Source organism: Winslowiella arboricola, assembly GCF_025527015.1.
In the GTDB taxonomy this organism is placed as follows: Bacteria; Pseudomonadota; Gammaproteobacteria; order Enterobacterales; family Enterobacteriaceae; genus Erwinia; species Erwinia arboricola.
On the sequence record NZ_JAODIM010000039.1, the window covers coordinates 274,808 to 298,925 of the forward strand.

Here is a 24,118-nt window from a genome sequence, read left to right on the forward strand (position 1 = left end):
TATTATTGAATTGATTTGATGACATCAATTGAAATGCCTTCGGAAATTTCGCCAAACGAAAGCACTTCAAGATTTTTGAATTTATTTTCCAGAAAACGTTTCACAAAGCGCCTGATATCGACTGACGCCAGAATGACGTAGTCCTTCTGTGACATCAGAATATCGCTGATCCCAAGGGTAAAAGTGTCCATCATTTTTTCGGAAACCGCTGGCTCCAGATTGAGAAAGGAGCCGGTCGCGGTAGTGCGGATCCCCTGACGCAGGGTCTCTTCCATTTCGGCGGAAATTAACACCGCCTTAAGTGAATCGCCGACGGCAAATTTATGGCTGATATAACGGGAAAGCGCGGTGCGCACATGTTCAACCAGCGTAATGACATCTTTCTCGCGCGGCGCCCAGACCGCCAGTGACTCCATAATCAGTTTGGTATTACGCACGGAGATTTTCTCTCCCAGCAGCCGCTGCATGACTTCTGAGGCGCGCTGCACCGTAATATGGCGCATCACCTCTTTAATCAGGTCGGGATAATCTTTTTCCAGCTTATCAATATGACTTTTGGTCTCCTGCACGCCAAAATACTCACTGACATTGCGTACCAACGTGTTGGCGATGCAGTAGTAGAGTTCATCCACCGGCGTACGGGTGTGGTAACCCAGCTCGCTTAACATCTGGCGTTGATCCGGCGCCACCCATACCGCACCAGAGGTCGTGACGCTGTCGATGCCCAGCTGAGCCAGCTCATCGGTGACATTTACCACCGTGACCTGATCAAACAGAATGTCGAACTGCTCTGCCTGAATTTCATTAATCAGCAACGCCACTTTATCCTGCTGCTGATTTTCTGCCGCCCGGATAACAATCGCGGGCAGATGGATGCCGTAGTCGACAAAAAACTGACTGCGAAAACGCCCGGCGGCATCAAGCTGGTTAAGGTATTCACACCCCTCAGGGCTGGCGCGCACAATAAACGGGATGGTCAGCGGGGTAACCTGATCAAGATCGTCAATCAGCCCCAGCTGGGTGGCGGCATCAGCGGCAGGCTTCTCCTCACCGCCCGCTTCCATCCCCTGCTTCTGACGGGGTGTTTTATGACCACGATCTTTTTCCCGCCCTTCGCGCCATTTGACGAAAAACAGACCGCCAGGGATCAGCGCCAGCAGCATAAAAATCAACAACGGGAACCCCGGCAGAAAACCGATCGCCATGGCGATAATCGCTGCAATCGCCAGCACAAAGGGGTTATTCACCAGCTGCGACATCATGGTGATCCCCATGTTGTCGCCTTCGCCGCCCACCCGGGTCACAATAAAACCCGCGCTGATGGCAATCAGCAGCGAAGGAATTTGCGCCACCAGACCATCACCTATCGTCAGCATGGTGTAGGTGGAGAGCGCCGTCGACATATCCATGCCATGCTGGTTAACCCCCACGCTGATGCCGCCAATAAAGTTAACGAAAATCACCAGAATCCCGGCGATGGCGTCCCCTTTGATAAACTTCATCGCGCCATCAAAAGAGCCATATAACTGGCTCTCTTTTTCCAGAATACTGCGACGCTGCATCGCCTCATCAGCATCAATCGTATTCGCGCGCAGGTCGGCATCGATACTCATCTGCTTACCCGGCATACCATCCAGCGAGAAGCGGGCGGCCACTTCCGCCACGCGCTCCGCCCCTTTGGTAATCACCATAAACTGCACAATGGTGACAATGGCGAAAATCACAAATCCCACCACCAGATTGTCGCCAATCACAAACAAGCCAAAGGTGGCGATTATCTCTCCGGCATCGGCATCATTCAGAATTAGCCTGCTGGTGCTTATCGACAGCGCAAGGCGAAATAGCGTGGTGATCAGTAACACTGCCGGAAATGATGAAAAACTCAGAATTCGGTCAATATAAAAAGAAGAGAGAAATACCAGCGCTGAGATAACAATATTTAAGCCAATCAGAAAATCGATCAGATAGGTAGGTAATGGAATAACCAGCATGGCAATAATAACGACTACCAATAACAGAATAAATAATTCCGGATGCTTTCTCAGCTGGATGATGAAATCATTAACCATGTCAGTAATCTGGCCTCTCCATTGAATAACAGTTAATAACCCCGATTTTCCACCATTTCCTGGCTGTAGCCATGATCAATTAACGTAATAAAATGCTGGTGTAATATCTCCTGCTGGTCACAGCAGTCATAAATCTGCGCCGGAAATGCAGCGATAAGCTTAAAGATCTTCTGCACAAAACTGACTTTCCTGCGGGTTGGCTGCCGCATTATCACTCCGCCCGCCAGCTGTTCCAGTTGCTGGTACAGCAAGTCGCCCGCTTTTAACAGCGGTAACAGAAACAGCAGCCACTGGTCTTCACTAATCGCAAACTGACCAATAAATTGGTCATTACTGGCGCACTTAATAAATAAGTGATCGCTAGATCGAATAATCTTTATTTGCGTCAGGCGTCCTAAAAGATCGCCAAATTCCGCGGCGCTGCATCCCGGGTCACTGGCATTCATATCGGCCAGCACCGCACTTTCCATAAAATTGATCACCATATGGCGGCGGCTGCCACCAAACATCAGCACCCAATGCAGATAGATTTCACGTTCAGTTTCATCGCTTTCAATAAAATGGCGATAGCTCTCTCTGATTATCGCCGGTGAGAGGTTCAGCGCTTTACCAAACAGACGCGCTTTAAGCGCCACATTAATCCCGGACTTCAGATGTTTTGGGTTTTCGCTCTCAATCAGCGTGGCTATCGCCTGCTCAATCAGCTCGCGTTCTGTTTCAGCCAGATTGCGCTGCCTGAGCATCTGCCGCAACGCCACCAGGCGATCGCTGACATCCGGGAACAGCGCTTTTAGCTGCTGCAACAGCAGCGCAATATTGTTTATCCCCGACACTCTTAAAATTCGCCATAACGCGTCGAGCCTGGCGCCCGGATCGTCCTCCAGCAGTTCGTATACTTCTGCCGTGGCGTAAAAATCGTTGCTTCTCTCTCTGCTGCGCCGGTTATTCAGCCCCGCCACCAGCGCGCTCAGTTCATCAACAGATGCAAGAAATTTTTCTGCTGTGACGATGGTGCCGTCATCATCCGCTGTCCGTGCCGGTATGCTGCTGTCATTGGCGAGCGGTTTATGCAGATTAGCGCTCAGTATACTTTTATGACCGGTATTACCTGGCGCCCGGCCCGGCCTGACGCTATCCACTGGCGTGCTGGAGGATGTGATAGCCTCAGTCACCGCTGCGCGTCCAGAAAATTATTCATCCAGTCAAACAGCTGATCCTGAGCCGGTTTGTTGCGCAGCTCTCTGATCAGCCGGTTACCGTCGGGAGCGTTAAGCGCATCAATCTCTTTAGGCTGGATCAAAAATACCCGTACCATATTTGCACTGCGCTGCTGGCGATAACTGAATAAGCGGCCAACAACCGGGATATCTTTTAGTCCGGGAACACCCTGATGCAGATGACTGTTTTCATCGCGCGTGTAGCCACCAATCAGCAGACTTTTACCTTTTGGCACCCGCGCGACAGTGCTGATATTAGTGCGCCCCACCTCCGGTAAACTATTCTCACTGCTACCTTCCCGACGGTATTCATTGCCATCTTCGACGTTAAGCATCATTTCAATCTCCTCACCGTCGGAAAAACGCGGCAGCACACTGAGTGAGGTGCCATAGGTGACATGCTCCAGGCTGGTCGAGCGCTCGCCAATCAACCGCGTATAAAAGGTGCGGCTGTTGTCGAAAATGGCCGGAACATTCTCCTGAGTCAGCAGCATCGGGCGCGACACGATATTGGCGCGATTCTGCTGTGACAACGCCATAACCCCAGCCATAAAGCTGGCGCCATCAACCGTACTGGAGATGCCGCCGTTCAGCGATACGCCAAACTGACCGGCTAAATTAACCGAACCGCGCCATGAGACGCCGAGTTGCTCCAGCTCATCTTTATGCAGATCAACAATCCAGACCGACATTTCAATATGTCGTTTCGGTACATCCAGCATACTGACCAGCCGCTTGATATTATTCAGCTCTTCCGGCTCACCCCGCACCAGCAGGCTGTTATTATCCGGGTTGGCGATCACCAAAATCCCGCTGCCAGCAGGCATGCTGGCAGACCCGCGCTTCTTTACCGTTTGTACCGCAGCAGCTTCCCTGGCATTGGCGTTGTGTTCTTCTTCTTCTTCTTCTTCTTCCTGCTCATCTGTGGCCTGCGCCTGCCATGCGGCCATCTTCATTCCGTTAGCGGTCAGAGAACGAATCACTGACGCCACACCGGGAATGGTAATAGTTTCATCGCGATAGCGATATTTTCGGTCTTCGACAAAGCTGTTATACAACGGGATCGCCATCAGGCTGCTGGTATCCGCCTCCTGCACCGCCAGCTGATCAAGATTGGCGGCGGTTTTTAATACCAGATCGAAATAGACCGGTGGAGCGGAGAGATAAAAAGTCTGACTACCCACTTCGCTGCGCAACGGATAGCGCTCATCGTACAATTCTGCCGAGACCAGAAAATTTTTCACTTCCGCCACTGAGCTATTTTTCAGTCTTACCACGCTATTTTTCAGCTCACTGGCATCAAAAATATAGAGCGTATGACCATCGTAATACCACACCAGACCCATATTGCTGGTGATGGTCTCCAGCAGGCGCTGCGGGGCAGAAAAATCAAAATTACCGCTAATTTTCTTTTTTGCGGCGAGGTTACTGACAATCACCGGTTTTTTCATTCGGGCGGAAAGGGCTTCAAAAAACTGCTTCACGCTATCTTTTGCCGCCACATAACCCTGAGCACTCTCGTCACTGTCTGCTGCCAGCGGCAACGCAAATGTCAGGCCGCAATACATCAGTGAAAGGGCCATTAATGGCCCCAGCCAGCAGGCACGCGTCATTTAAGCAGCTCGCAGTGGATCATCTTTTTTAGATCGCGTGGCGGTATACCAAAGCGGTTTTTCACATCCCCGGAAAAATGCGATAACGAAGCGTAACCGTGCTTCATGGCGATTGCGGTCAGATTTTGTTCGTCCCCCATAATATCGAGGATGGCGCGAATCAGACGCCAGTCACACATTTCGACCTTAGCCGTATTGCCTAATGCAGACTTACTTAAGCGGCGAAAATGCGATACGGACAGCCCATAGCGCCCGCCAATTTCACGCAGAGATTTATACTCATCCGAGTGGGTCAGCAGATAATTCACAATCCAGTAGCACTCATTGTCGCGAATCAGCTGAACAATATTATCCATTCCCGGGCATTTCTTGACGCTCTGGCTAATCAGCCAGTATTCAAATTTTTTCCATGAAAGTTGCTGAGGACGCTTACAGTGACTGAAGCCAAACAGCGTCTCACGTTTTCTGGTCTGGCCGACCGCGCGGCTTCCGGCGTCAATAAAAGCCTGTAACTTCGCCATGGCAATCACGTTGGCTTCCACACCGCTGACATGGCCCGATTTAATCAGCATTTTTTTACTTTTTACCGCAAACATTCCCGCTTCGCCGCCGGTTAAATTAAAGCTGATATCTTCGTCTTGCTGGCCAATGATTATTTCGCATCCTTGCTCTGCTCCGGCTTCAAACCAGAAGAGACGCGTAGTGCCCGCAGACAGTTCATCGCCTGCTGACCAGGTTACCGGAGACAAAAAATCGTCCGCACACATCGCATCTAAGTCCTTTTCATCTGACATCCGCTAAAAAACAGTCCACTGGCGGTGTTGCTGTCCGCCCGTTTTATTCTGCTATTAATTTTCCTGGATTAGAGAAAACCAAGCATGATGAATATTTGATTAAATATCCTTTGGCACGATAAATGGTTTTTTAGTGCAACAGATGTCGATTTTCAGCTGGCGCAGGAAGGGAGGATAGCGACTGGCGGGAAGTGAAGTTTATATAAAACGACTATTAAGATGGCGTGGAATAGTCGTCACGATATCCTCAGGGGAAGATCGTGACGACCAGCGGTAGCTGACGGTTATTTCCTGCGCATACGCACAATCAACAACAGTAAGATGAAGGCAACAATCACACCTGCGGCGATCAGATAATTGATATAGCGCACGATAAACGGCGCGTCACCGCCGTTGCGCAGCGTGTTTACCCGTTCGGCGCTGATATTCTGATCAATACCGGCAAATTGATAGCGGACATAGTGAGTAACGGCGGCGATTTGCGCATCATTTAACTGCTGACCGAAGGCCGGCATACCAACATCGCTGTCACTGCCTTTGCGATGGATACCCTCGACAATGGTCATCACCAGATTCTGCGCCGTAGCAGCCGATACCGCGCGATTGTGCGTCAGCGATGGGTAGAAATTATCGCGCGTCCCCTGACCTTCCAGCCCGTGACAGCTGGCGCAAGCGCCATTATACAGTTCCGCGCCATTGGTTGAGCGGCTGTCAGCCAGCGATGGCTGGTCGCCCTGTCCCTTCACCACCTCGTTAATATCCACCGCTGGCGGCGCTGCCGACTGACTTGCCTGTGGTGTGCTGATTGCGGGGATATGCTTCATCCATGCCGCGATGGCATTCAGATCGTCATCACCCAGATAGCGGAAACTGTGCTCCACCGCCTCACCCATCGGGCCTGCCGCCTGTGCTTTGCCTGCCAGGTGGCCGGTCTGCAGATAGGTGGCGATATCATTCTGGCTCCAGTCGCCAATACCGCTGTTATCGGGTGTGATATTGGGCGCATACCAGCCACCTAACGGGCTGCCGGACAGATAGCGGCTGCTGTCTTCCGCCATCATCAGGTTGCGCGGCGTATGGCAGGTGCTGCAATGCGCCAGCACATCGACCAGATATTTACCGCGATTAAGTTGATCGCTTAAATCCGCCTGCCTGACAAACGGCTTATCGTCGCGATAGAGCAGGTTCCAGCCCCACATAATCTGGCGAATATTAAACGGGAAGCTTAACTCGGTACGGGCGGAGGGTGCGCTGTCGACCGGTTTTACGCCATGCATAAAGTAGTTATACAGAGCATGCACATCTTCATCGGTGATCGCCTGATAAGCGGTATAGGGCATTGCCGGGTAGAGATTACTGCCGTCGGCAGCGACGCCTTTACGCAGCGCATCAGCAAACTGCTGCTCACTGTAATTGCCGATGCCATACTGCTTTGATGGGGTAATATTGCTGGCAATAATACGACCCATTGGCGAATCGATGGCATAACCGCCAGCGAAAGGCGCGCCATCTTCGCTGGTCTGGCGATGACAGGCACCGCAGTCTGCCGCTACCGCCAGGTATTCACCACGCTTGATTAGCGCCTGTTGATCAGCGCTTTCGGCAGCGGCAGCGCCCCAGCTGAACAGCAGCAGTGTAGTAAGCAGAATTTTGCGCGAGATTTTCATGGTTAAATCTCCCGATCAATAATTTCTGCCGCACGAATACTCAGCGCAACACCCGTCAGGGTTGGGTTAATCACGCCGGATGCAGGAATAACACCGGTAGTGGCCAGAAACAGATTGCTGTGATCCCAGCTGCGGCATTCGTGATTAACCACTGAGTCCTGCGCCTTATCACCCATAATCACCGTTCCCATTAAATGGTCGCGGTTTTGCCAGCCGGTATTATCTTCGATAACCGTGCCGCCCATCAGGCTGACAAACTTTTTGTAATCATTATCAACCACCCGTTTGGCCGCTTTCACGTAATCATCGACTTCGTAATTAACGGTCAGCATCGGGATGCCCAGCGCATCTTTGCGCGTGGTGCTGGGGCGCACGGTATTACTGGCATGAGGCAGGATTTCAAATACCGTGGAGATATCCACCCAGCGTGCTGCCTGATGGCGAAGCTGTTTATCGAGTTCACTGCCCAGCACGCCGTTAGCAATCAGACGCTGAGCGATAGTCATATTGGGAACGTTATTGGAAATCGCATGCTTGATCGCCGCATGCCGCTGGCGGAATCCGCCATCGCGATAGTTAAAAATTCCGCCCTGCTGCACGGCGCCGCGGCCCGGCCATACTGGCTCATCAGCGATAAACTGCAGTCCCATACCGGTGTGATCCATCAGATTGCGGCCTACCTGATCGGAACTGTTGGCCACATCTGAAATCAACAACAGCTTAGGTGTCTCCAGACCATGTGCCGCCACAATAAAATACTTCGCCGTCAGGCGCTGATCTTCACCTTTTGAACTGCGAATATGGACAGCGACAATTTTATTGTCAGCCCCTTTCTCCAGTTTCCATGCGGTGGCATCGGTCATTAACCGGGCGCCTGCATCCTCGGCGTGCTGGGCATGTTTATCACCGCTATACATCGATCCAATCGGACAGACCGGCATACAGTTATTGTTGCCGCTGCAGGCCGGACGACCATCATATGGTCGGGTGGCGCGGGCATTCGGTTCATGGATAAAGTTGTAGCCAGCCGGGCTGATACGGCTTTTCAGACGCTGAAACAGATAGGTTTCGCCTTCGGGTTCCATCGGATAGGGCTGCGAACGCGGCGGAAAAGCGCTGCCGCCCTGGCCACTCTGGTCATCGGTATCGCTGCCGCACACGCCCAGTGCCTCTTCCGCTTTGACATACCAGGGTTCCAGCTCGCTGTATTCCATTGGCCAGTCACGGCCAACACCATACAGCGATTTCAATTTCATATCGTTTGGCAGATAACGCCAGCAGGCTGATGCCCAGTGCCAGGTGGTGCCGCCCACCAGTTTTAACATACCAGGGCGGAACTCAAACGAACCGGTATTTTCAATATATTGCTCGTCGTAAGAGTGATGCGCCCAGGGCTGGTTCGGATAAGGCGAATTATAATTGGCCTTTTTTGACGAGTTGCGGAAGTTTTCAACAATTTTCCAGCGCGGTATTTTCTCTCCCGCTTCCAGAATAATCACCGATTTCCCCTTACGGGCAAGAGTGGTGGCGGCATTACTGCCCAGCGCACCTGAACCGATAACAATCACATCGGCATCATATTGTTTGCTCATGGCGTTGCTCACATAAGAATAAAATAATTAATCGTTTTTTATTGTGGCTGGCGGCTGCGTCCAGTAATTGGTGTGTCCGCGCGAATACGTTGGAATAACGGTGGCATCAATGGTGGGGCCATACATCAGCGCATCGGTATAGGTCACAAAACGAGTGTTATCGACAGCGCGCATGGATACTGGCGTACCGGTAAAACCGAGATACCAGGCCGATACGATTTTCTTAATCGCTTCACTGGCCAGACGGTTTTGCATAATCGGATGGTTATTTAACTGATCAACATCAGTGATGCCGGCGCGGTGCAGCGCATCGGTCAGCGTATGCATTTTCACAAGAAAATCAGTATCTTCTGCCGTGAGGCAGTGTAGCGCGCGTGCGGATACGACCTGGCTGAGCGCGGTGCGGCGGGTTAATAATTTTGACAGGCTGCTAAACACACTCAGGTCAGAATTGGCTGCAGGAAGTGATGCCCATGACAGCGCTGGCTTCAGTGCGGCGAATCCACACATTGCTGCGCCAGAAATAAGAAGCTGTCTGCGAGTTATCATATGAACCTGTGGAACTGAAACAATAAAAGGTGATTTATCTCACATTGTTTATAAAGTTCTGTAAAGATTATTTAACTTTTAAAATGTTGCAAAGAGTAAGGGTATTTTCCGCTAAGCAATTAATTGTAAAGATAATTTAATTGATACCCGCAACTAACCGCCGGGTTTTAGCATATTTTCCCACGCTCAGCCGTGCGGCATTCATCATGATGAGTAACGGGCCGGACAGAAAGGCAGCTCGCGAAATGGCAGGGGATCATATCGTAATTTCGGGGCTGAACAGATTAGCGTGGGCAGTGAAAAGTGTTAAACGATCGGAGGGATAAAAGTGACAGCGGGCATAGCAGAGCAGACTCGCGATGCCCGATTGTTGCGTTATCCGGGTGCAAGCTGCCCGCTGACGGGGCAGCTACGCCGACATCCAGGGATTGCGCCGCCGCTGGTGCTCCAGCCAGATGGCATAGACTTCATCCCACAGCGCCGCTGGCGTCCCCGCCCGCCCAAGGCCAAAACCGTGGCCGCCCTGGGTGATGGTCACCAGTTCGACCGGCACGCCGGCGCGGCGACAGGTCTCTTTCATTATCATCGCATTATGTGGATTTGCCGTGCGGTCGTCCTCGGCATGCGCCATAAACAGCGGCGGAAAGGATTTGGTCACATAGTTCTGCACTGACCAGCTGGCTTCAGCTGCCGCACTGGCCTGATGCCCGACCAGCTCCAGATGCGTGACGGTCTGATTATACGGCGCTTCCAGCGTGATCACCGGATAGATCAGCCCAACGCTGTCGACAGCCGGCACGATATTATCCAGCTCATCCTGCGGCGCATACGAGGCGAAGTCGGGCCGCGCCGCAGCCATGCCAAACAGATGGCCACCGGCTGAAAAGCCCAGTAAATGAACCTGTTTTTCCATCGCCCGCACCATGCGAATCGCGCGCTGCGCATCCTGTAATGCCACCATTTTACCGTCATGCCAGCCTTCGCCGGGCAGGCGATAGCTGAGCACATAGGCGGTAAAACCGCGCTGATTCAGCCAGCGCGCCACCGGCCAGGCTTCACGCGCCATGCCAATCCAGCGATAACCGCCGCCGGCCGCGATCAGTACCGCTGCACCGTTGGGATTTTCCGGTTTAAAGCGCTGAATGGTCGGGCTGACAATATTAAACCACGAGCCATTCTGGGTAATGCGCATATCCCCGGAGGGTCCGCCACCACCCGGGGGATCGTCAGGCCATAGCGGAATAAGATCTTCTCTGGCAAAAATTTTTCCGGTGCTCATAGACAGCAAAGTGGCGCCGGTAGCCAACAAAAACCGACGACGACTAATCATGTTGCATTTCCATCATTCTCTGTAGCGATTACACCAACGAGCAAAAGCCCTGGCCATTACTGAGACAGGAGCAAAGTTATTGTAAGGTGCAAAGAAAATGCCAGAATTAATTCCGGCAGATATCTGACGTTATTGTTACGGGAAAGCGTCTCTGTACCGGGCACACTTCTGTCAATGGCAGCGCCATTGCGGTGTGTTACGGAGAAAGAATGAGAGGATTAACGTCCGCCCTATATCACCATATTTTTGGCAATTTCTATAGACCAAAGCGGAAATAGTTATGTTAATTATACGTGAATAATTTAAGTCACATTTAATTGTGCGTCAGACCATAGCGCAACAGGCTTTCTGTTTACAGCAATGGCAGCTCAGTGGTCTGCTTATAACACTGCATTGGGATATCGGTTTTAAGACTGGATACGCCGCGAATGCGCGTCAGATGGTTGATTTGCAGCTGACGGTAATCATCAAGACTGGCGGTGATCACCCGCAACAGATAATCACAATCCCCCGCCATCAGGTGACATTCAACCACTTGCGGTAATTTCATAATTTCCGCAGCAAAATGATCGACGGTCTCTGCATCCTGTTTTGATAACCAGACACGGGTGAATACCGTGACATTACGCTGCACTTTGGCACCATCAATCAGTGCGACATAGCCTTTAATGACGCCGCTCTGTTCCAGCTGTTTTACCCGGCGTAAACAGGGGGAGGGAGAGAGACCTACCTCGCGCGCCAGATCAATATTCTGCATACGGCCATCGCGCTGCAAGGCATTAAGAATTTTACGATCGGTGGCATCTAACGTCATGGGCGATAAATTCCAATTATTGCCTGATTATGGCATTAAGATGCCAATTGTTAACCCATAACTGGCATATTAGCAACCCAATTTCACGTAAAAACACATATAATGCACCTTCATCAGGAGGTGATATGAGTTTAACAGGATCGGCCTGGCGCGAGACCAGTAATTTAACTATGAAATCAGAGATTTGGCGTGGTGTGCGTGCCAGTTTGCCGATGCTGCTGGGCGTGGTGCCGCTGGCGCTGGTACTGGGCGCTCAGGCGGCAAAAAAAGGGTTTAGCGCCCTTGAGTTACCGCTAATGACCGGCCTGAATTTTGCCGGCGGCTCAGAGCTGGCGGCGATTGAACTCTGGACGCATCCGCCGCAGATTCTGGTGATTATGATGGTCACCTTCCTGATTAACAGCCGCCATATTTTGATGGGCGCTGCTATTGAGCCGCATCTGCGCCATCTGCCACCGCACAAAGCTTTTGCTGCACTGTTTTTTATGACCGATGAGAGCTGGGCGATGGGAATGGCCGATGCGGCTAAACGACGTCAGGAAGGGCTGAATTCATCTTTTAGCATGCCCTATTACGCTGGTGTCTGCGCCTCGTTATATCTCGTCTGGGTGCTGTTTACCACGTCAGGCGTGCTGCTTGGCCCGCTGATTGGCGATATCAGCCAGTGGGGCTTTGATATGGCGTTTCCGGCGATTTTCCTTGTGCTGTTGCGCGGTATGTGGCGCGGATTCCATGCTGCCCGCCCGTGGATGGTGAGCCTGGTGATGGCTGCGGGTACCTGGCATCTGTTTCCTGGCGCGTGGTATGTGCCGGTCGGGGCGCTGTCAGGCGTGATTACCGCCATACTGTTAGCGGGGAGAAATCATGATTAGCGGCATCACTGTCTTAACTATACTGCTGATGGCCAGTGTGACCTGGCTGACGCGGGTAATTGGCTATATCGGTCTGCGCAATCGTGAGCTGGGGCCGCGCGCCCGTGCAGTGATGGAAGCGGCGCCGGGTTGTGTATTGATCTCGGTTATTGCGCCCTATTTTGCCACCGACAAACCGGCCGATCTGCTGGCGATTGTCATTACGCTGCTGGCTGCCAGCCGCTTCTCATTGCTTCCCACTGTGGTGACTGGCATTACCTCCGCCGCCCTGTTGCGTCATCTGCTCTAAGTCGCTGTAATACGCCAGAGGGTGATTTTCCCGGTACTGACCCGGCGTAATCCCATACTGCCGTTTAAATGCCTTATGAAAGGTTTCATGGGACGGAAAGCCATGGGATAACGCCACCGCGAGGATCGGGCCGGACTGGGTGCGCAGCATAGTGGCTGCCGCCTGCAACCTTTTCTGCCGGCAATAAGCCGCTAATGGCTGGCCGGTGGTCTCGCGGAACATACGCTGCACATGCCATTTTGAATAGCCAGATTTTTCGACAAAATCATCAATTTTCAGTCGGTTATCGATATTCTCATTAATCCAGACAATCAAGTCAGACACGATATTATCCCTGAACATTGTGCACTCCGGTTTTTAAAGTATCTGTGAAACCCAGGCAATTAATCGCCCAAAGTCATGGAAAGTAGCTTTGATTCGGCATGACAAAACTTTTTAGCCCGATGGACTAACGAAGCCAGCCACACACCGTCAGCGGCGAGTCTGATCACTTCCAGCCGCGCATCACTGTCAGTTTGCTGATGTTTTTCCAGCCGCTTTGCCAGCCAGTCGTCCCATTTCACTGTCAGATCGATATCAGCCAGCATCGTAAAACTCAGCGCTGCCCAGCCTCGTTCCTGCTGATTATCGAGAAACGCCACTTTGACATACGCGCGGGTAAAACTGCCGTACGGCAGTGGATCTTCAGCGATAAACTGGTCGATATCGGTATCCAGCTGCTGCAACATGTCATCAAACAGCCCTTCGATAAGCGCCTGTTTACTGGGGAAATGATGGAAGAACCCCCCTTTAGTGACCCCTGCAGCCTGCGCCACCGCACTTACGGTGACGGCGCTGACACCCTGTTCCGTCGCCAGACGCGCTGCGCTTTGCAGCAGTTGCTGACGCACCAGTTCAGGCTGTCTTTTACGAACTTGTGGTTTATCACTCATTTCCAGGTCATTATTGCGGAAAAAACATGCGTTATACTACATACCTACCGGTTGGTATGTAAAATAAGAATTACTGTCAGAGCACATTGTGGCAAACAGGCGGGGACGTGAAGGCTGCGGCCTCTGTTTAACCCAGGCCGCAGCGCATCAACTCAGGCATACATAATAAAACTCGACGGTGGATAATTGAGTTCGGGAAGATTTTGCGTAACCACAATTACCAGGCCACGCAAAATCCATTTTGTATAACGTAGCAAAGGCATAAATCCGTCCTGTTAAATCATTACTGGTATTGATTGCACGGCAGACGAACGCCTGCACAGCATTAAAAGTGAGCCGCCACTGCCAGGGATAAAAAAATCCGCTCCGGACAGGGAAGCGGACCGAAATACAGGCAAAATCATAAAGAAGGAATGACTTTCATGCAGGGCATGCGTGCAGGCCACTACATGAATGTTGCTTAAATTTAGTCGCAAAATGCCGATACGCCAGTATCGGGGCGCAATTTCAGATTTATTTTTAGTGCGGATGACTATTGAGAAGCGGGCGGCGACCTTAACCTGGCACGGTGAAACACTTTGCTCCCGGGCCAGCGAGAAATACATAAAATCCGCTGGCCAGCCAGTCGTCATAGCGTTGCCGCTGCGTAACGGTCAGCATGCGTTCACTCCAGATCATAATATGCTCCGCCTCTACCCGGCTTAGCTCCGGGTCAGCGACCGCGCCGCTCAATACTTCGACGCGAAAACCATCGCCAGCGTAACGTATCGCCTCCAGCCACAGCTCCAGGGGATCCCGCAGGTCAAATGCCATTATCAGCAGCGTTGCCGCGGGTCGCTTACGCACGCTGTTCAGCAGAAAAGTCGCGTATTCAATCAGCGCGGTATCCAGTAATACCCGCGACATATCGGGCGCGGGCTGCTCACCAGCATCAAACCAGCGCCGCAGCGGGCGGAGCACCTCATCAACCAGGATAGCCGGGGGTATTTCACGGCCAAAACGCCAGATTAGCGCGCGTAACTTTTGCGGTTTGAAAGATTCACAATGCGCCAGCAGTTGCTGCTGGCAGCTGCTCCAGCCCGCATGTTGACTAATCCGTTCACCGTTGAATAACGCCAGCATATCGCTTAACGCCACGCCCTGGTGCAGCCAGCCGACAATCGCGGCGATACGCGCAATATGGCTGTGATCAAAAAATCGGTGTCCTTTTTCATCGCGGTGCGGCTTTAATAATCCATATCGCTGCCAGCTGCGGATATTAGCGGGCGTTACGCCACACTGGTCGGCAAGCACATCAATCGTGAAGTGAGGCATGAGCAGTCCTGAACATGCGGCAATCCGCCACTCGCTAGAGGTTTAAAAGCCTGAAGATGCGCATTCAACCGGCAACCAGACTTTCACGGTTTTCGAACCTTCGCTGGGAAAGCGGAACAAGATGTGGCGACAATTTTGCGAGACGCAAATAAAAAATAAAACATGCTATTTGCCTGCAAAAATAATACGGATGGGGTTATTGCGCACGCATTATTGCTGATTGCGTGCAAAGGAAGACGCGCGAGGCAGTTAACACGCTGGCTGTTGCAGCCAGCGTGTGGGGTATACGACGGTTAATCGCCGCGATGATGGGGATCCTTATCATCACGCCGCCGGTGAGTTTGCCAGCGTTGGCCGTCATCATCGTTATCCGCATTATTCCAGCGCGCCTGATGAGAAGGCAGGGTGGCCCCGGTGACCGAAGCTCTGATATAACCAAGTCGTTTACGGGCGTTCCAGTAAAGTAACACTCGCCGGTCGTCAGACTCGGTTTCACCCAGCAACTGGAGTTTCGCCATAATGGCGTTTTTGCTCAGTATTTGCCGCTCATCAGTCAGCAGAATGGTCGCTTCACCAATTGCGCGCTGAATACTGCGTAATTCAGTTTCACTATGCAAATCAGTTCCTCCCTCAACGTGGATAAGGTCTGATACTGCCTTATATTACAAGGTGCCGGTACCGCCATCAGAGCACCATACCTGACCCGAGGTGTAGCTGCTTTCAGCCGAAGCCAGCGTCACATACAGCGGCGCTATTTCAGCCGGCTGACCGGGACGTCCCAGCGGCGCGGTGGCGCCAAACTCTTTCACTTTTTCCTGTGGCTGTCCGCCGCTCGACTGTAGCGGTGTCCAGTACGGTCCTGGTGCCACTGCATTGACGCGGATACCTTCACCACCCAGCTGTTTGGCCAGCGATTTGGTAAATGCCACAATGCTGGCTTTCGTCTGGGCATAGTCGAGCAAAATATCGCTCGGTTTAAATGCCTGCACTGAGGAAGTGTTAATAATCGATGCCCCACGCGGCAGATGATCCAGCGCCGCTTTAGTGATCCAGAACAACGCATAAACATTGGTTTTGAAGGTAGCGTCAAAAGATTCAGTGGTCAGATCGCGAATCGATTCGGCGAACTGCTGGCGTCCGGCGTTATTTACCAGTATATCAATCCCGCCCAGCTGTTCGGCAGCCTGATGCACCAGCTGTTTGCAGAAACTTTCCGAGGTGATATCGCCGGGGATGGCAATCGCTTTACGCCCTTCGGCACGAATCAGCGCAATTACTTCCGCCGCATCGGACTCTTCTTCCGGCAGATAGTTAATCGCGACATCAGCACCTTCACGGGCATAGGCAATCGCCACCGCACGGCCAATACCAGAATCGCCACCAGTAATCAGCGCTTTTCTGCCCGCCAGACGTCCAGAGCCGCGATAGCTTTTTTCACCGTGATCCGGCACCGGGATCATCTTACTGGCGAGTCCCGGCACGGGTTGCGGCTGTTCAACAAATGGAGGCGTGGGATACTCTTTTTCCAGTAACGGATTCGCTAAACCAGAGGATTTTTGCTGTTGATCGCTCATGCTGTTCTCCTTGGTGATTTTTGCTTCAGTGCTAATAAGCGTAGCAGATGTGATCGCTATCACAGGGAGAATGGGTGGAATTAATCGGGGGGATACCGTTAAAAATCGCTATTTTTTAACGGTATAGAGGATGACTGCAGTGTTTAAATCTCTATTTCTGATTATTACAACGGCCTGAACCGGCAGGCTGTTTCGTCAGGCCAAAAAAAAGGGTTATGCGCAATTTGCCGCATAACCCGGTTATTTTTTTGTCGATTTTACAGCTTACTACCGGCGTCTTTTTTCGACATATTTTCCAGATAACCCATCACAAATGCCGAAAGTACAAAGGTCAGATGGATAATCACGTACCACATCAGTTTGTTGTCCGCGATGTTTCTGGCATCCATAAACACCCGCAGTAAATGAATCGAAGAGATCGCCACAATCGACGCAGCAACTTTATTCTTCAGAGAGCTGGAATCCATTTTCCCCAGCCAGCTTAACTTCTCTTTACTCTCATCGATATCCAGCTTTGAGACGAAGTTTTCATAGCCTGACAGCATCACCATCACCAGCAAGCCGCCCACCAGCGTCATATCGATCAGTGACAGCAGCACCAGCACCAGATCATTTTCGCCAATGCTCAGCACATGCGGTAACAGGTGGAAGACTTCCTGAAAAAACTTGATCGCCAGCGCCAGCAAACCCAGGGATAAACCGATATAGACCGGTGCCAGCAGCCAGCGTGAGGCGTACATAAGATTTTCTGCGAAACGTTCCATTAGCATCCACTTCAAAGTTAAACAGCCGACAGTATAACTGATGCTTTCTGACCTTTTTCAAGACAAACAGCTCGTTGGCGGCGGAAATTTACCTCCCTTTACCCGTGTAGCAGCAGAACTGACAATTTCTGCCCGTTCAGCAGCCATTATCCAGGAAGCGTTGCGGGTGATCGGCTTGTGGTCGTTGCAGACTGTCGTAGCGACCAAACAGGCGATAACGATTGATCGCGATGCGATCGTAGCAGTAGTTGCTCAGCTTAACGGGCAGCCAGCGTAGTAGCGCAAGGGCGCGCCACGGCCATGGCAGATACGCCATCACGCGGAAAATCGCAGTTGCGCGCAGATAAGTCTGCGCTCCTTCAATCAGTACAATGGTCTTCACATTGTCCTGCGGCAATCCCGCCCAGTGCAGCAGCGCCTGCCCCGCCGGTGACTGCACCGTGGCAAGCCGTACCCGGTGCTGGCGATCATGGCGAATCAAAAAATTTGCCCAGCCGTTGCACAATTTGCAGAGTCCGTCATAGAGCACCACGCGATCGGCTGGCAGGCGGCTGTTGGTCTGACGTGGCAACATCTTCAACTCCTTCGCCGGGGGGAAAACTGAGCCTAATGCATCCTGCGGATTTCCTCCACTGTTGCGACAAATTGCCCGGCAATATGCCAGGCTTAGAGGTTGATGCAGGTCAGTTAAGAGAAATACAGTTGAAAGTGGCCGTTTACGGGCGGCGTGAACGCCGCCCCTGGAAAGCCTGTGAATTAAGGAAACCCTGTTTATGGATTTTATTGGCTGGACTGCTGCTGCTGGCGGTCTGCTACTGTTAATGTCATTAGCCTCTGGCTGGATTCATCGTGGCCCGGTGACCTCTTTTGGTCTCTACCTGGTAGCAGGGATTATTTGCGGCCCCTGGGTACTGGATCTGCTGCGAATTGATATCGTCAAACATGCCACCGTGGCCGCGCATATTACCGAAATTGCCATGGCGGCCTCGCTGTTTATTACCGGGCTGAAACTGCGCTTGCCGTTAAAAGCGCCCGACTGGCGCATTGGCCTGCGGCTGGCTTTTCCGGCGATGTTGCTGACGGTCGCCGGTGTCGCCGTTGCCGCGCACTTTCTCGCGCAGCTGTCCTGGCCCCTGTCGCTGGCTTTTGGTGCGATTGTCGCCCCTACCGATCCGGTACTTGCCAGCCTGATTTCCGTTAACGATGCCCGCGACGATGACTCGCTGCGCGTGGCGCTTTCCAGTGAAGCGGGGATGAATGACGGTTCGGCACTGCCGCTGTTAATGCTGGCGGTAATGCTGATTGTCAGCGAACAGCCGGTTTCGCTGGAAATGTTCGCACACTGGGCAGCGGTGGATGTGCTCTGGGCGTTAATCGGCGGTATTGCGATTGGTTTTACGCTTGGCCGGCTTATCGGCGTGCTGGCGACCCATTTGCGCAGCGCTAATCAGGATATTGCCCCTAACGACTTTCTCGCACTGGCGTTAATTGCCTTAAGTTATGCCGCAGCCCAGGCGGCAGATGCCTCCGGATTTCTCGCGACCTTTGCCGCCGGTGTCGGTTTGCGGCGCGCTGAACTGCGCGTGGTCACCCGTAACCCGCCGGAAAACCAGCCAGAGGACGATCAGTTGCCGCCAGCCGAAAGCCTGGTCAATATTCATCAGCGCCATCTCTATTCGGGTCCCGGTCTGACCAAATCGGTCGGTCTGGTAGTCGGTGACGCCCTCTCCTTCGGCGATACCATTGAGCGTTTACTGGCGGCCGCGATGGTACTGATGCTGGGTGCCACGCTGGCGCTGCACTGGAATGCCAGCGGTTTACTGCTGGCCGCGATCCTGTTTCTGTTGATTCGCCCGGCGGCGGTCTGGCTGACAACCATTGGCACTGGCATGCCACGGGTAAGACGCATATTAATCGGCTGGCTGGGGATCCGCGGTATTGGCAGTATTAACTATATTGCTTTCGCCGCGATGCATGGGCTGTCGGGCAGCGAAGCGAGCCGCATGATGGATATGGCTTTTACGCTGGTAGTAGCGAGTATTGTGGTGCATGGCATTACGGTTACGCCGCTGGAAAACCGGCGTCAGAGCCGCAAGCAGGCGCAAGCGGAGCGACAGCAACGGCAGCAATAGTTTGCGACCACCGGCCGGTGGTCGCCATTGATCATCAGGACTCAATAAACGCCAGCAGATCGGCATTGATCTGATCTTTGTGGGTTGTGCAGATACCGTGCGATCCGCCGGCATAGACTTTTAACTGTCCATCCGGCAGCAGGGCGGCAGTGGCCTGGCCACAGGTGGCAAACGGGACAATCTGGTCGTCATCGCCATGGATCACCAGCGTCGGAATGGTCATTCTGGCGACATCTTCACGCAGGTCGGTTTCTGAAAAGGCTTTAATACAGTCATAAAGCGCCTTAATCGAACCCTGCATCCCCTGCAGCCAGAAGCTGTTGCGCACCTCTTCCGATACCACGGCATCAGGGCGGTTATAGCCATAAAATGCCAGGGTTAGCTCCTTAAAAAACGCCGCACGGTCATTTTTGACCCCGGCGCGAATACCGTCAAACACCTCCAGCGGGACGCCATCAGGATTGAAGTCGGTTTTGACCATAATTGGCGTGATGGCGCTAATTAATACCGCTTTCGCTACCCGCGTGGTGCCGTGCCGGCCAATATAGCGCGCCACTTCGCCACCGCCGGTAGAGTGACCCACATGCACCGCATCCTGCAAATCAAGCGCCGAAGTCAGGGCGGCCAGATCGTCAGCATATTGATCGAGGTTATGTCCTTCCCATGGCTGGGAAGATCGTCCGTGCCCGCGACGATCAAGGGCGATCGCGCGATAGCCCTGCGAGGCGAGGAAAAACATCTGATCTTCAAAAGCATCGGCCGTCAGCGGCCAGCCGTGGCTGAATACCACCGGCTGCCCTGTGCCCCAGTCTTTGTAATAGAGTTCGGTGCCATCATCGAGGATAAGTTTCTGAGCAGCGTGCATAGCATCTCCTTAACATCAAAAAGGTCGCGAGGAAGAAACATTGGCATACCAGAATCAGCGTAGACAACAATCGCGCGTTACTGACGAAAAAACGGCTGCGGAAAGTCTTAATTCAACCCGGCTTGCCCGCCGGTTAAACAGCGAAGCGGCATAATCATTGAGACCGAGAGTGATTTTTATTATCATTTGCTTTTCTTTTAATGATAATCATCATGCGTGCCTTCCTTTTACTGTTGCTGATTTTCAGCAACGGCGTTCTCGCCAGACAAATCACCGACATCGATGGCCGACAGGTTGAGATTCCTGATAACCCACAGCGTATCGTGCTGGGCGAAAGCCGCATGCTGTATACCCTCGCGTTGCTGGAACCGGGTTATCCGGCGGCAAAAATCATCGGCTGGCCGGCGGATATGGCTAAATATGATGCGCAAACCTGGTCGCTGTATCAGCAAAAATTCCCGCAAATCAAGCAGATTACCCAGCTGGGTTCCGGCAGTGTGCGCGAGCTGAATGCCGAAAGCGTGCTGAAACTGGCACCGGACCTGGTGATCCTGCCGCGGCTGGCGAAAACCGGTCGTGAAGAGGCCGATTTCAGACAACTGATGCAGCAGGCGGACATTCCGGTGATCACTGTCGATCTGCGCGTTGACCTGCTTAATAACACCGTTCCCAGCATTAAGATCTTAGGCGAGGTGCTTAATCAGCAGCAGCGCGCGCGTGATTTTATCGCCTTCTATCAGCAACATATGGACCGTATCCGCCAGCGTATTGCCGCTTATCAGGGGCCGAAAACCCGGGTGATGCTGCATCTGCATTTAGGTCGTCGCGATACCTGCTGCACTACCGCGGTGAATGGCAATCTTGGTCAGCTGCTGGCGTTTGCCGGTGGCGACAATATTGCCGCGCCGGTGGTCAAAGGGGTGTTCGGCGAATTAAATCAGGAAGCGGTGCTGGCGGCCAATCCGCAGGTGTATATCGCCACCGGTATGGCTGGCCCCTCTGCCAGAGCGAAAACCCTGCAGCTTGGCCCGCAGGTCAGCGCGCAGCAGGCACAACAGAGTTTCCGTCAGGTAATGCAGGCGCAACCGATTATCAGCCAGCTGTCGGCGGTAAAACAGGGACGCGGCTGGGATCTGTGGCATAACTTCTACCTCAATCCTTACCATGTTGTCGCCACCGAATTTTTTGCCAAAGCCCTCTATCCACAACTGTTTGCCGATATCGATCCGCAGCAGACCATGCAGCAACTTTACCAGCAGTTTTTACCGCTGGATTTCTCAGGGACTTTCTGGAGTCAGTTACCACAATGAAAAGAATCACCGGCTGCCTGCTTGGCAGTTTGTTATTACCTCTAAGCAGCCAGGCTGAAGAGTCAACGCTGGTCGTTAGTCAGGACGCCAGCAATCAAAGTGAACAGGGTTATCAGCCACATACCAGCACCACCGCGATGCGCGCGCCGGGTAAGATTATCGACACACCGCAAAATATCACCGTGGTACCACACCAGTTGCTGGAAGATCAGGATGTCGGCAATTTTGACCAGGCGCTGTATTACGTCAGTGGCATCACCCAATCCAATACCCTTGGCGGCACGCAGGATGCGGTAATCAAACGAGGTTTTGGCGATAACCGTGACGGTTCCATTCTGCGCGACGGCATTCGCTCAATTCAGGCGCGCAACTTCACGCCAACCAGCGAACGCGTTGAAGTGCTGAAAGGCCCTTCGTCGATGCTGTATGGCATGAATGAGCCAGGTGGACTGGTGAATATCATCAGTAAAAAACCGCAGCTGACACCGCATGTGCATCTGGAAGGGCGCACCAGCAGCTTCGGCGGCGGCGGCGGTCAGTTAGATGTTACCGGCCCGCTCGGCACTTCCGGCTTCGCCGGACGGCTGATTGTCGATCACGATGAAACCGACTACTGGCGCAACTTTGGCCGGACGCGTCAGACGGTGGTGGCTCCCTCGCTGATGTGGTACGGCGAAACCACCACCGTACGTATCGCATGGGAACATATGGAGTATCTGACTCCTTTTGATCGCGGCACCATTATCGATCCGAATACCGGCAAGCCAGTTAATACGCCACGCGAACGCCGTTTTGATGAGCGCTATAACGCCACCCGCGGCGATCAGGATACGCTGAGCTTGCAGGTTGATCAGGAGCTTAGCGACGACTGGACCTCACACCTGACCTATGCGTTTAACCGCAATCGCTATAGCGATAACCAGGCGCGCGCCACCAAATATGATGCGAATACCGGCCTGTTGACACGTCAGGCCGATTCCACCGCCGACGCGCAAAGCCGCTCGCAGATGGTTCAGCTGACCTTTAATGGCGATCTTAACTGGGGCAGTGTTAACCATCAGCTGCTGACCGGTTTTGACTACGAAGCCGATCGCACCTTCCGTGGCGATATGATCCGCGGCACTAAAACGGTCGACAGCAGTTTTAATATCTATGATCCGGTTTACGACCAGATGCCGTCTTCCACCGCCGTCAGCGCCAAAGATAGCGATCAGCGGGAAAATATCGACAGTCGCGGTCTGTTTATGCAGGACGCCATGCGCCTGAATGAGCACTGGCTGTTTATTGCCGGTTTGCGCTACGACAGCTTTGATGTGATGTCCGGTAAAGGGCGCCCGTTTGTCACCAATACGCAAAGCTCTGACAGCCGTCTGGTGCCTCGTGCCGGGGTGGTTTACAACATCAATAGCTGGTCCAGCCTGTATGCCAGTTACACCGAGTCGTTTAAGCCAAACACCTCAATTGCCACCCAGATCGATGCATTACCACCAGAAACCGGCAAAGCGTATGAAGTGGGGGCAAAAATCGATCTGCCGCAGGGCATTACCGGCACGCTGGCGCTGTTTGATATCAACAAGCGGAATGTGATGGTCAGTGAACTGGTTGATGGTGAAAGCGTCACGCGCACCGCCGGTAAAGTGCGTTCACAGGGGATTGAACTGGATGCCGCCGGTAAGCTCACCGATTCACTAAGCCTGGTGGGTAGCTACGCGTACACCAATGCGCGCGTCACCGCCGATCCGGATAACAATGGCAATCAGCTGACTAATGTGGCGCGTCATACTGCGGCGCTGTTCCTGACGCAGGATTTCGGCCATACCGGCTTGCTGGCGACTGACGATCTGCGCGCCGGCATCGGCGCACGGTATGTTGGCAGCCGCCCGGGCGATGCTGCCAACAGTTTCACCCTCAGTGACTACACCGTGGCTGATGCTTTTGTCGGCTGGACCACGCCGATCAACAGTTATCAGGTGAAGTGGCAGGTCAACGTGAAAAACCTGTTTGATAAAACCTACTACCCCTCCAGCGGCGGTAATCTGCGCGTCGCGATTGGCGATCCGCGTGAAGTGGTGCTTAAAGCCAGCGTCGACTTCTGACCCTCTGCTCTGCGCCCGGTCAGATAACGCTCTGACCGGGCAATCCCGCCTGAAAATGCAGAATTTTCCCCCCTGCCGTTACGTCTTGCAGCGCCTACACTTAAAGCAAATTAAGGAGGAAGGTTGCATGTTCCGTTTGTTCACATCCCTGTTTTCCAGCCCGGAAACCCTGCTGCAGGTTCTTAGCCGTAGTGATATTGAAGAGTCCATCGCCGATGGCGAACGTATTATCATTGATGAAGATGGCAATGCGGCGGTCAATGTCCTCAGTGATGAGGCGCAAGTTGATTTTGATAATCACGTTAATGCACTGAAGAGGACTTAG

At 52.8% G+C, this 24,118-nt stretch carries 23 protein-coding genes; 6 read left to right on the forward strand and 17 right to left on the reverse strand.

The window, feature by feature from the left end; translation table 11 throughout:
* Positions 1–2: 2 nt before the first annotated feature.
* The 9 genes from N5923_RS09240 to N5923_RS09280 form a co-directional block, all read right to left on the reverse strand.
* Positions 3–2,069: an EscV/YscV/HrcV family type III secretion system export apparatus protein gene (locus N5923_RS09240; protein WP_267143083.1), complete on the reverse strand. Its 2,067-nt coding sequence runs from the start codon at positions 2,067–2,069 to the stop codon at positions 3–5.
* 32 nt (positions 2,070–2,101) lie between these two features.
* Positions 2,102–3,241: a type III secretion system gatekeeper subunit SctW gene (gene sctW / locus N5923_RS09245; RefSeq protein ID WP_267143084.1), complete on the reverse strand. Its 1,140-nt coding sequence runs from the start codon at positions 3,239–3,241 to the stop codon at positions 2,102–2,104.
* Positions 3,238–4,869, reverse strand: a complete 1,632-nt coding sequence (sctC, locus tag N5923_RS09250) for a type III secretion system outer membrane ring subunit SctC (RefSeq protein WP_267143085.1) — start codon at positions 4,867–4,869, stop codon at positions 3,238–3,240. The genes sctW and sctC overlap by 4 nt, the downstream gene beginning before the upstream one ends.
* Positions 4,870–4,895: 26 nt before the next feature.
* Complete coding sequence (locus tag N5923_RS09255) at positions 4,896–5,648, reverse strand: helix-turn-helix domain-containing protein (RefSeq protein WP_267143086.1); 753 nt, start codon at positions 5,646–5,648, stop codon at positions 4,896–4,898.
* A gap of 329 nt (positions 5,649–5,977) precedes the next feature.
* On the reverse strand, positions 5,978–7,360 hold the full coding sequence (locus tag N5923_RS09260; RefSeq protein ID WP_267143087.1) for a c-type cytochrome: 1,383 nt from the start codon (positions 7,358–7,360) through the stop codon (positions 5,978–5,980).
* Positions 7,361–7,362: 2 nt separating this feature from the next.
* On the reverse strand, positions 7,363–8,952 hold the full coding sequence (locus tag N5923_RS09265; RefSeq protein WP_267143088.1) for a GMC family oxidoreductase: 1,590 nt from the start codon (positions 8,950–8,952) through the stop codon (positions 7,363–7,365).
* A gap of 27 nt (positions 8,953–8,979) precedes the next feature.
* Positions 8,980–9,501, reverse strand: coding sequence for a sugar dehydrogenase complex small subunit (locus N5923_RS09270; protein ID WP_267143089.1), 522 nt, complete (start codon positions 9,499–9,501; stop codon positions 8,980–8,982).
* Between the two features lie 409 nt (positions 9,502–9,910).
* The gene (locus N5923_RS09275; protein WP_267143090.1) at positions 9,911–10,831 is read right to left on the reverse strand and encodes an alpha/beta hydrolase; all 921 of its coding nucleotides are present in this window, start codon (positions 10,829–10,831) and stop codon (positions 9,911–9,913) included.
* A gap of 352 nt (positions 10,832–11,183) precedes the next feature.
* Entirely contained in the window at positions 11,184–11,645 is a 462-nt protein-coding gene (locus N5923_RS09280) for an Lrp/AsnC family transcriptional regulator (protein WP_267143091.1), read from the reverse strand.
* A 125-nt stretch (positions 11,646–11,770) separates the two neighbouring features.
* Between N5923_RS09280 and N5923_RS09285 the strand changes: the two genes are divergently transcribed.
* Together N5923_RS09285 and N5923_RS09290 are read left to right on the forward strand one after the other, a co-directional pair.
* Entirely contained in the window at positions 11,771–12,517 is a 747-nt protein-coding gene (locus N5923_RS09285) for an AzlC family ABC transporter permease (protein WP_267143092.1), read from the forward strand.
* A complete protein-coding gene (locus N5923_RS09290) occupies positions 12,510–12,806 on the forward strand; it encodes an AzlD family protein (RefSeq protein WP_267143093.1) in 297 nt (98 codons plus the stop codon). The genes N5923_RS09285 and N5923_RS09290 overlap by 8 nt, the downstream gene beginning before the upstream one ends.
* Here N5923_RS09290 and N5923_RS09295 read toward each other — a convergent pair.
* The 7 genes from N5923_RS09295 to N5923_RS09325 form a co-directional block, all read right to left on the reverse strand.
* A complete protein-coding gene (locus tag N5923_RS09295; RefSeq protein ID WP_323372727.1) occupies positions 12,744–13,130 on the reverse strand; it encodes a helix-turn-helix domain-containing protein in 387 nt (128 codons plus the stop codon). The genes N5923_RS09290 and N5923_RS09295 overlap by 63 nt on opposite strands.
* Positions 13,131–13,189: 59 nt before the next feature.
* The gene (locus N5923_RS09300) at positions 13,190–13,738 is read right to left on the reverse strand and encodes a TetR/AcrR family transcriptional regulator (RefSeq protein ID WP_267143094.1); all 549 of its coding nucleotides are present in this window, start codon (positions 13,736–13,738) and stop codon (positions 13,190–13,192) included.
* A gap of 555 nt (positions 13,739–14,293) precedes the next feature.
* Positions 14,294–15,052 (reverse strand): MerR family transcriptional regulator, encoded by a 759-nt coding sequence (locus tag N5923_RS09305; protein WP_267143095.1) that lies wholly within the window; start codon positions 15,050–15,052, stop codon positions 14,294–14,296.
* A gap of 293 nt (positions 15,053–15,345) precedes the next feature.
* Positions 15,346–15,669, reverse strand: a complete 324-nt coding sequence (locus N5923_RS09310; RefSeq protein ID WP_267143096.1) for a hypothetical protein — start codon at positions 15,667–15,669, stop codon at positions 15,346–15,348.
* Between the two features lie 45 nt (positions 15,670–15,714).
* Positions 15,715–16,626 (reverse strand): SDR family oxidoreductase, encoded by a 912-nt coding sequence (locus N5923_RS09315; RefSeq protein ID WP_267143097.1) that lies wholly within the window; start codon positions 16,624–16,626, stop codon positions 15,715–15,717.
* A gap of 257 nt (positions 16,627–16,883) precedes the next feature.
* On the reverse strand, positions 16,884–17,390 hold the full coding sequence (locus tag N5923_RS09320; RefSeq protein WP_267143098.1) for a TIGR00645 family protein: 507 nt from the start codon (positions 17,388–17,390) through the stop codon (positions 16,884–16,886).
* Positions 17,391–17,526: 136 nt separating this feature from the next.
* On the reverse strand, positions 17,527–17,964 hold the full coding sequence (locus N5923_RS09325) for a thiol-disulfide oxidoreductase DCC family protein (RefSeq protein ID WP_267143099.1): 438 nt from the start codon (positions 17,962–17,964) through the stop codon (positions 17,527–17,529).
* Positions 17,965–18,163: 199 nt separating this feature from the next.
* Here N5923_RS09325 and N5923_RS09330 point away from each other — a divergent pair, with 199 nt between their 5' ends.
* Positions 18,164–19,522, forward strand: a complete 1,359-nt coding sequence (locus N5923_RS09330) for a cation:proton antiporter (RefSeq protein ID WP_267143100.1) — start codon at positions 18,164–18,166, stop codon at positions 19,520–19,522.
* A gap of 34 nt (positions 19,523–19,556) precedes the next feature.
* Here N5923_RS09330 and N5923_RS09335 read toward each other — a convergent pair whose 3' ends face one another.
* Positions 19,557–20,387 (reverse strand): alpha/beta fold hydrolase, encoded by an 831-nt coding sequence (locus N5923_RS09335; RefSeq protein WP_267143101.1) that lies wholly within the window; start codon positions 20,385–20,387, stop codon positions 19,557–19,559.
* A 212-nt stretch (positions 20,388–20,599) separates the two neighbouring features.
* Between N5923_RS09335 and N5923_RS09340 the strand changes: the two genes are divergently transcribed.
* The 3 genes from N5923_RS09340 (at position 20,600) to N5923_RS09350 (ending at position 24,118) form a co-directional block, all read left to right on the forward strand.
* Entirely contained in the window at positions 20,600–21,697 is a 1,098-nt protein-coding gene (locus N5923_RS09340) for an ABC transporter substrate-binding protein (protein WP_267143102.1), read from the forward strand.
* A gap of 137 nt (positions 21,698–21,834) precedes the next feature.
* Entirely contained in the window at positions 21,835–23,793 is a 1,959-nt protein-coding gene (locus tag N5923_RS09345; RefSeq protein WP_267143187.1) for a TonB-dependent siderophore receptor, read from the forward strand.
* Between the two features lie 127 nt (positions 23,794–23,920).
* Positions 23,921–24,118: a hypothetical protein gene (locus N5923_RS09350; protein ID WP_267143103.1), complete on the forward strand. Its 198-nt coding sequence runs from the start codon at positions 23,921–23,923 to the stop codon at positions 24,116–24,118.

Bases quoted from the DNA above. Each gene is read 5' to 3' on its own strand.
- N5923_RS09240 (WP_267143083.1), bottom strand. From the start codon at position 2,069: ATGGTTAATGATTTCATCATCCAGCTGAGAAAGCATCCGGAATTATTT.
- sctC (WP_267143085.1), bottom strand. From the start codon at position 4,869: ATGGCCCTTTCACTGATGTATTGCGGCCTGACATTTGCGTTGCCGCTG.
- N5923_RS09260 (WP_267143087.1), bottom strand. From the start codon at position 7,360: ATGAAAATCTCGCGCAAAATTCTGCTTACTACACTGCTGCTGTTCAGC.
- N5923_RS09265 (WP_267143088.1), bottom strand. From the start codon at position 8,952: ATGAGCAAACAATATGATGCCGATGTGATTGTTATCGGTTCAGGTGCG.
- N5923_RS09270 (WP_267143089.1), bottom strand. From the start codon at position 9,501: ATGATAACTCGCAGACAGCTTCTTATTTCTGGCGCAGCAATGTGTGGA.
- N5923_RS09275 (WP_267143090.1), bottom strand. From the start codon at position 10,831: ATGATTAGTCGTCGTCGGTTTTTGTTGGCTACCGGCGCCACTTTGCTG.
- N5923_RS09280 (WP_267143091.1), bottom strand. From the start codon at position 11,645: ATGACGTTAGATGCCACCGATCGTAAAATTCTTAATGCCTTGCAGCGC.
- N5923_RS09285 (WP_267143092.1), top strand. From the start codon at position 11,771: ATGAGTTTAACAGGATCGGCCTGGCGCGAGACCAGTAATTTAACTATG.
- N5923_RS09290 (WP_267143093.1), top strand. From the start codon at position 12,510: ATGATTAGCGGCATCACTGTCTTAACTATACTGCTGATGGCCAGTGTG.
- N5923_RS09300 (WP_267143094.1), bottom strand. From the start codon at position 13,738: ATGAGTGATAAACCACAAGTTCGTAAAAGACAGCCTGAACTGGTGCGT.
- N5923_RS09305 (WP_267143095.1), bottom strand. From the start codon at position 15,052: ATGCCTCACTTCACGATTGATGTGCTTGCCGACCAGTGTGGCGTAACG.
- N5923_RS09315 (WP_267143097.1), bottom strand. From the start codon at position 16,626: ATGAGCGATCAACAGCAAAAATCCTCTGGTTTAGCGAATCCGTTACTG.
- N5923_RS09320 (WP_267143098.1), bottom strand. From the start codon at position 17,390: ATGGAACGTTTCGCAGAAAATCTTATGTACGCCTCACGCTGGCTGCTG.
- N5923_RS09325 (WP_267143099.1), bottom strand. From the start codon at position 17,964: ATGTTGCCACGTCAGACCAACAGCCGCCTGCCAGCCGATCGCGTGGTG.
- N5923_RS09330 (WP_267143100.1), top strand. From the start codon at position 18,164: ATGGATTTTATTGGCTGGACTGCTGCTGCTGGCGGTCTGCTACTGTTA.
- N5923_RS09335 (WP_267143101.1), bottom strand. From the start codon at position 20,387: ATGCACGCTGCTCAGAAACTTATCCTCGATGATGGCACCGAACTCTAT.
- N5923_RS09340 (WP_267143102.1), top strand. From the start codon at position 20,600: ATGCGTGCCTTCCTTTTACTGTTGCTGATTTTCAGCAACGGCGTTCTC.
- N5923_RS09345 (WP_267143187.1), top strand. From the start codon at position 21,835: ATGCGCGCGCCGGGTAAGATTATCGACACACCGCAAAATATCACCGTG.
- N5923_RS09350 (WP_267143103.1), top strand. From the start codon at position 23,921: ATGTTCCGTTTGTTCACATCCCTGTTTTCCAGCCCGGAAACCCTGCTG.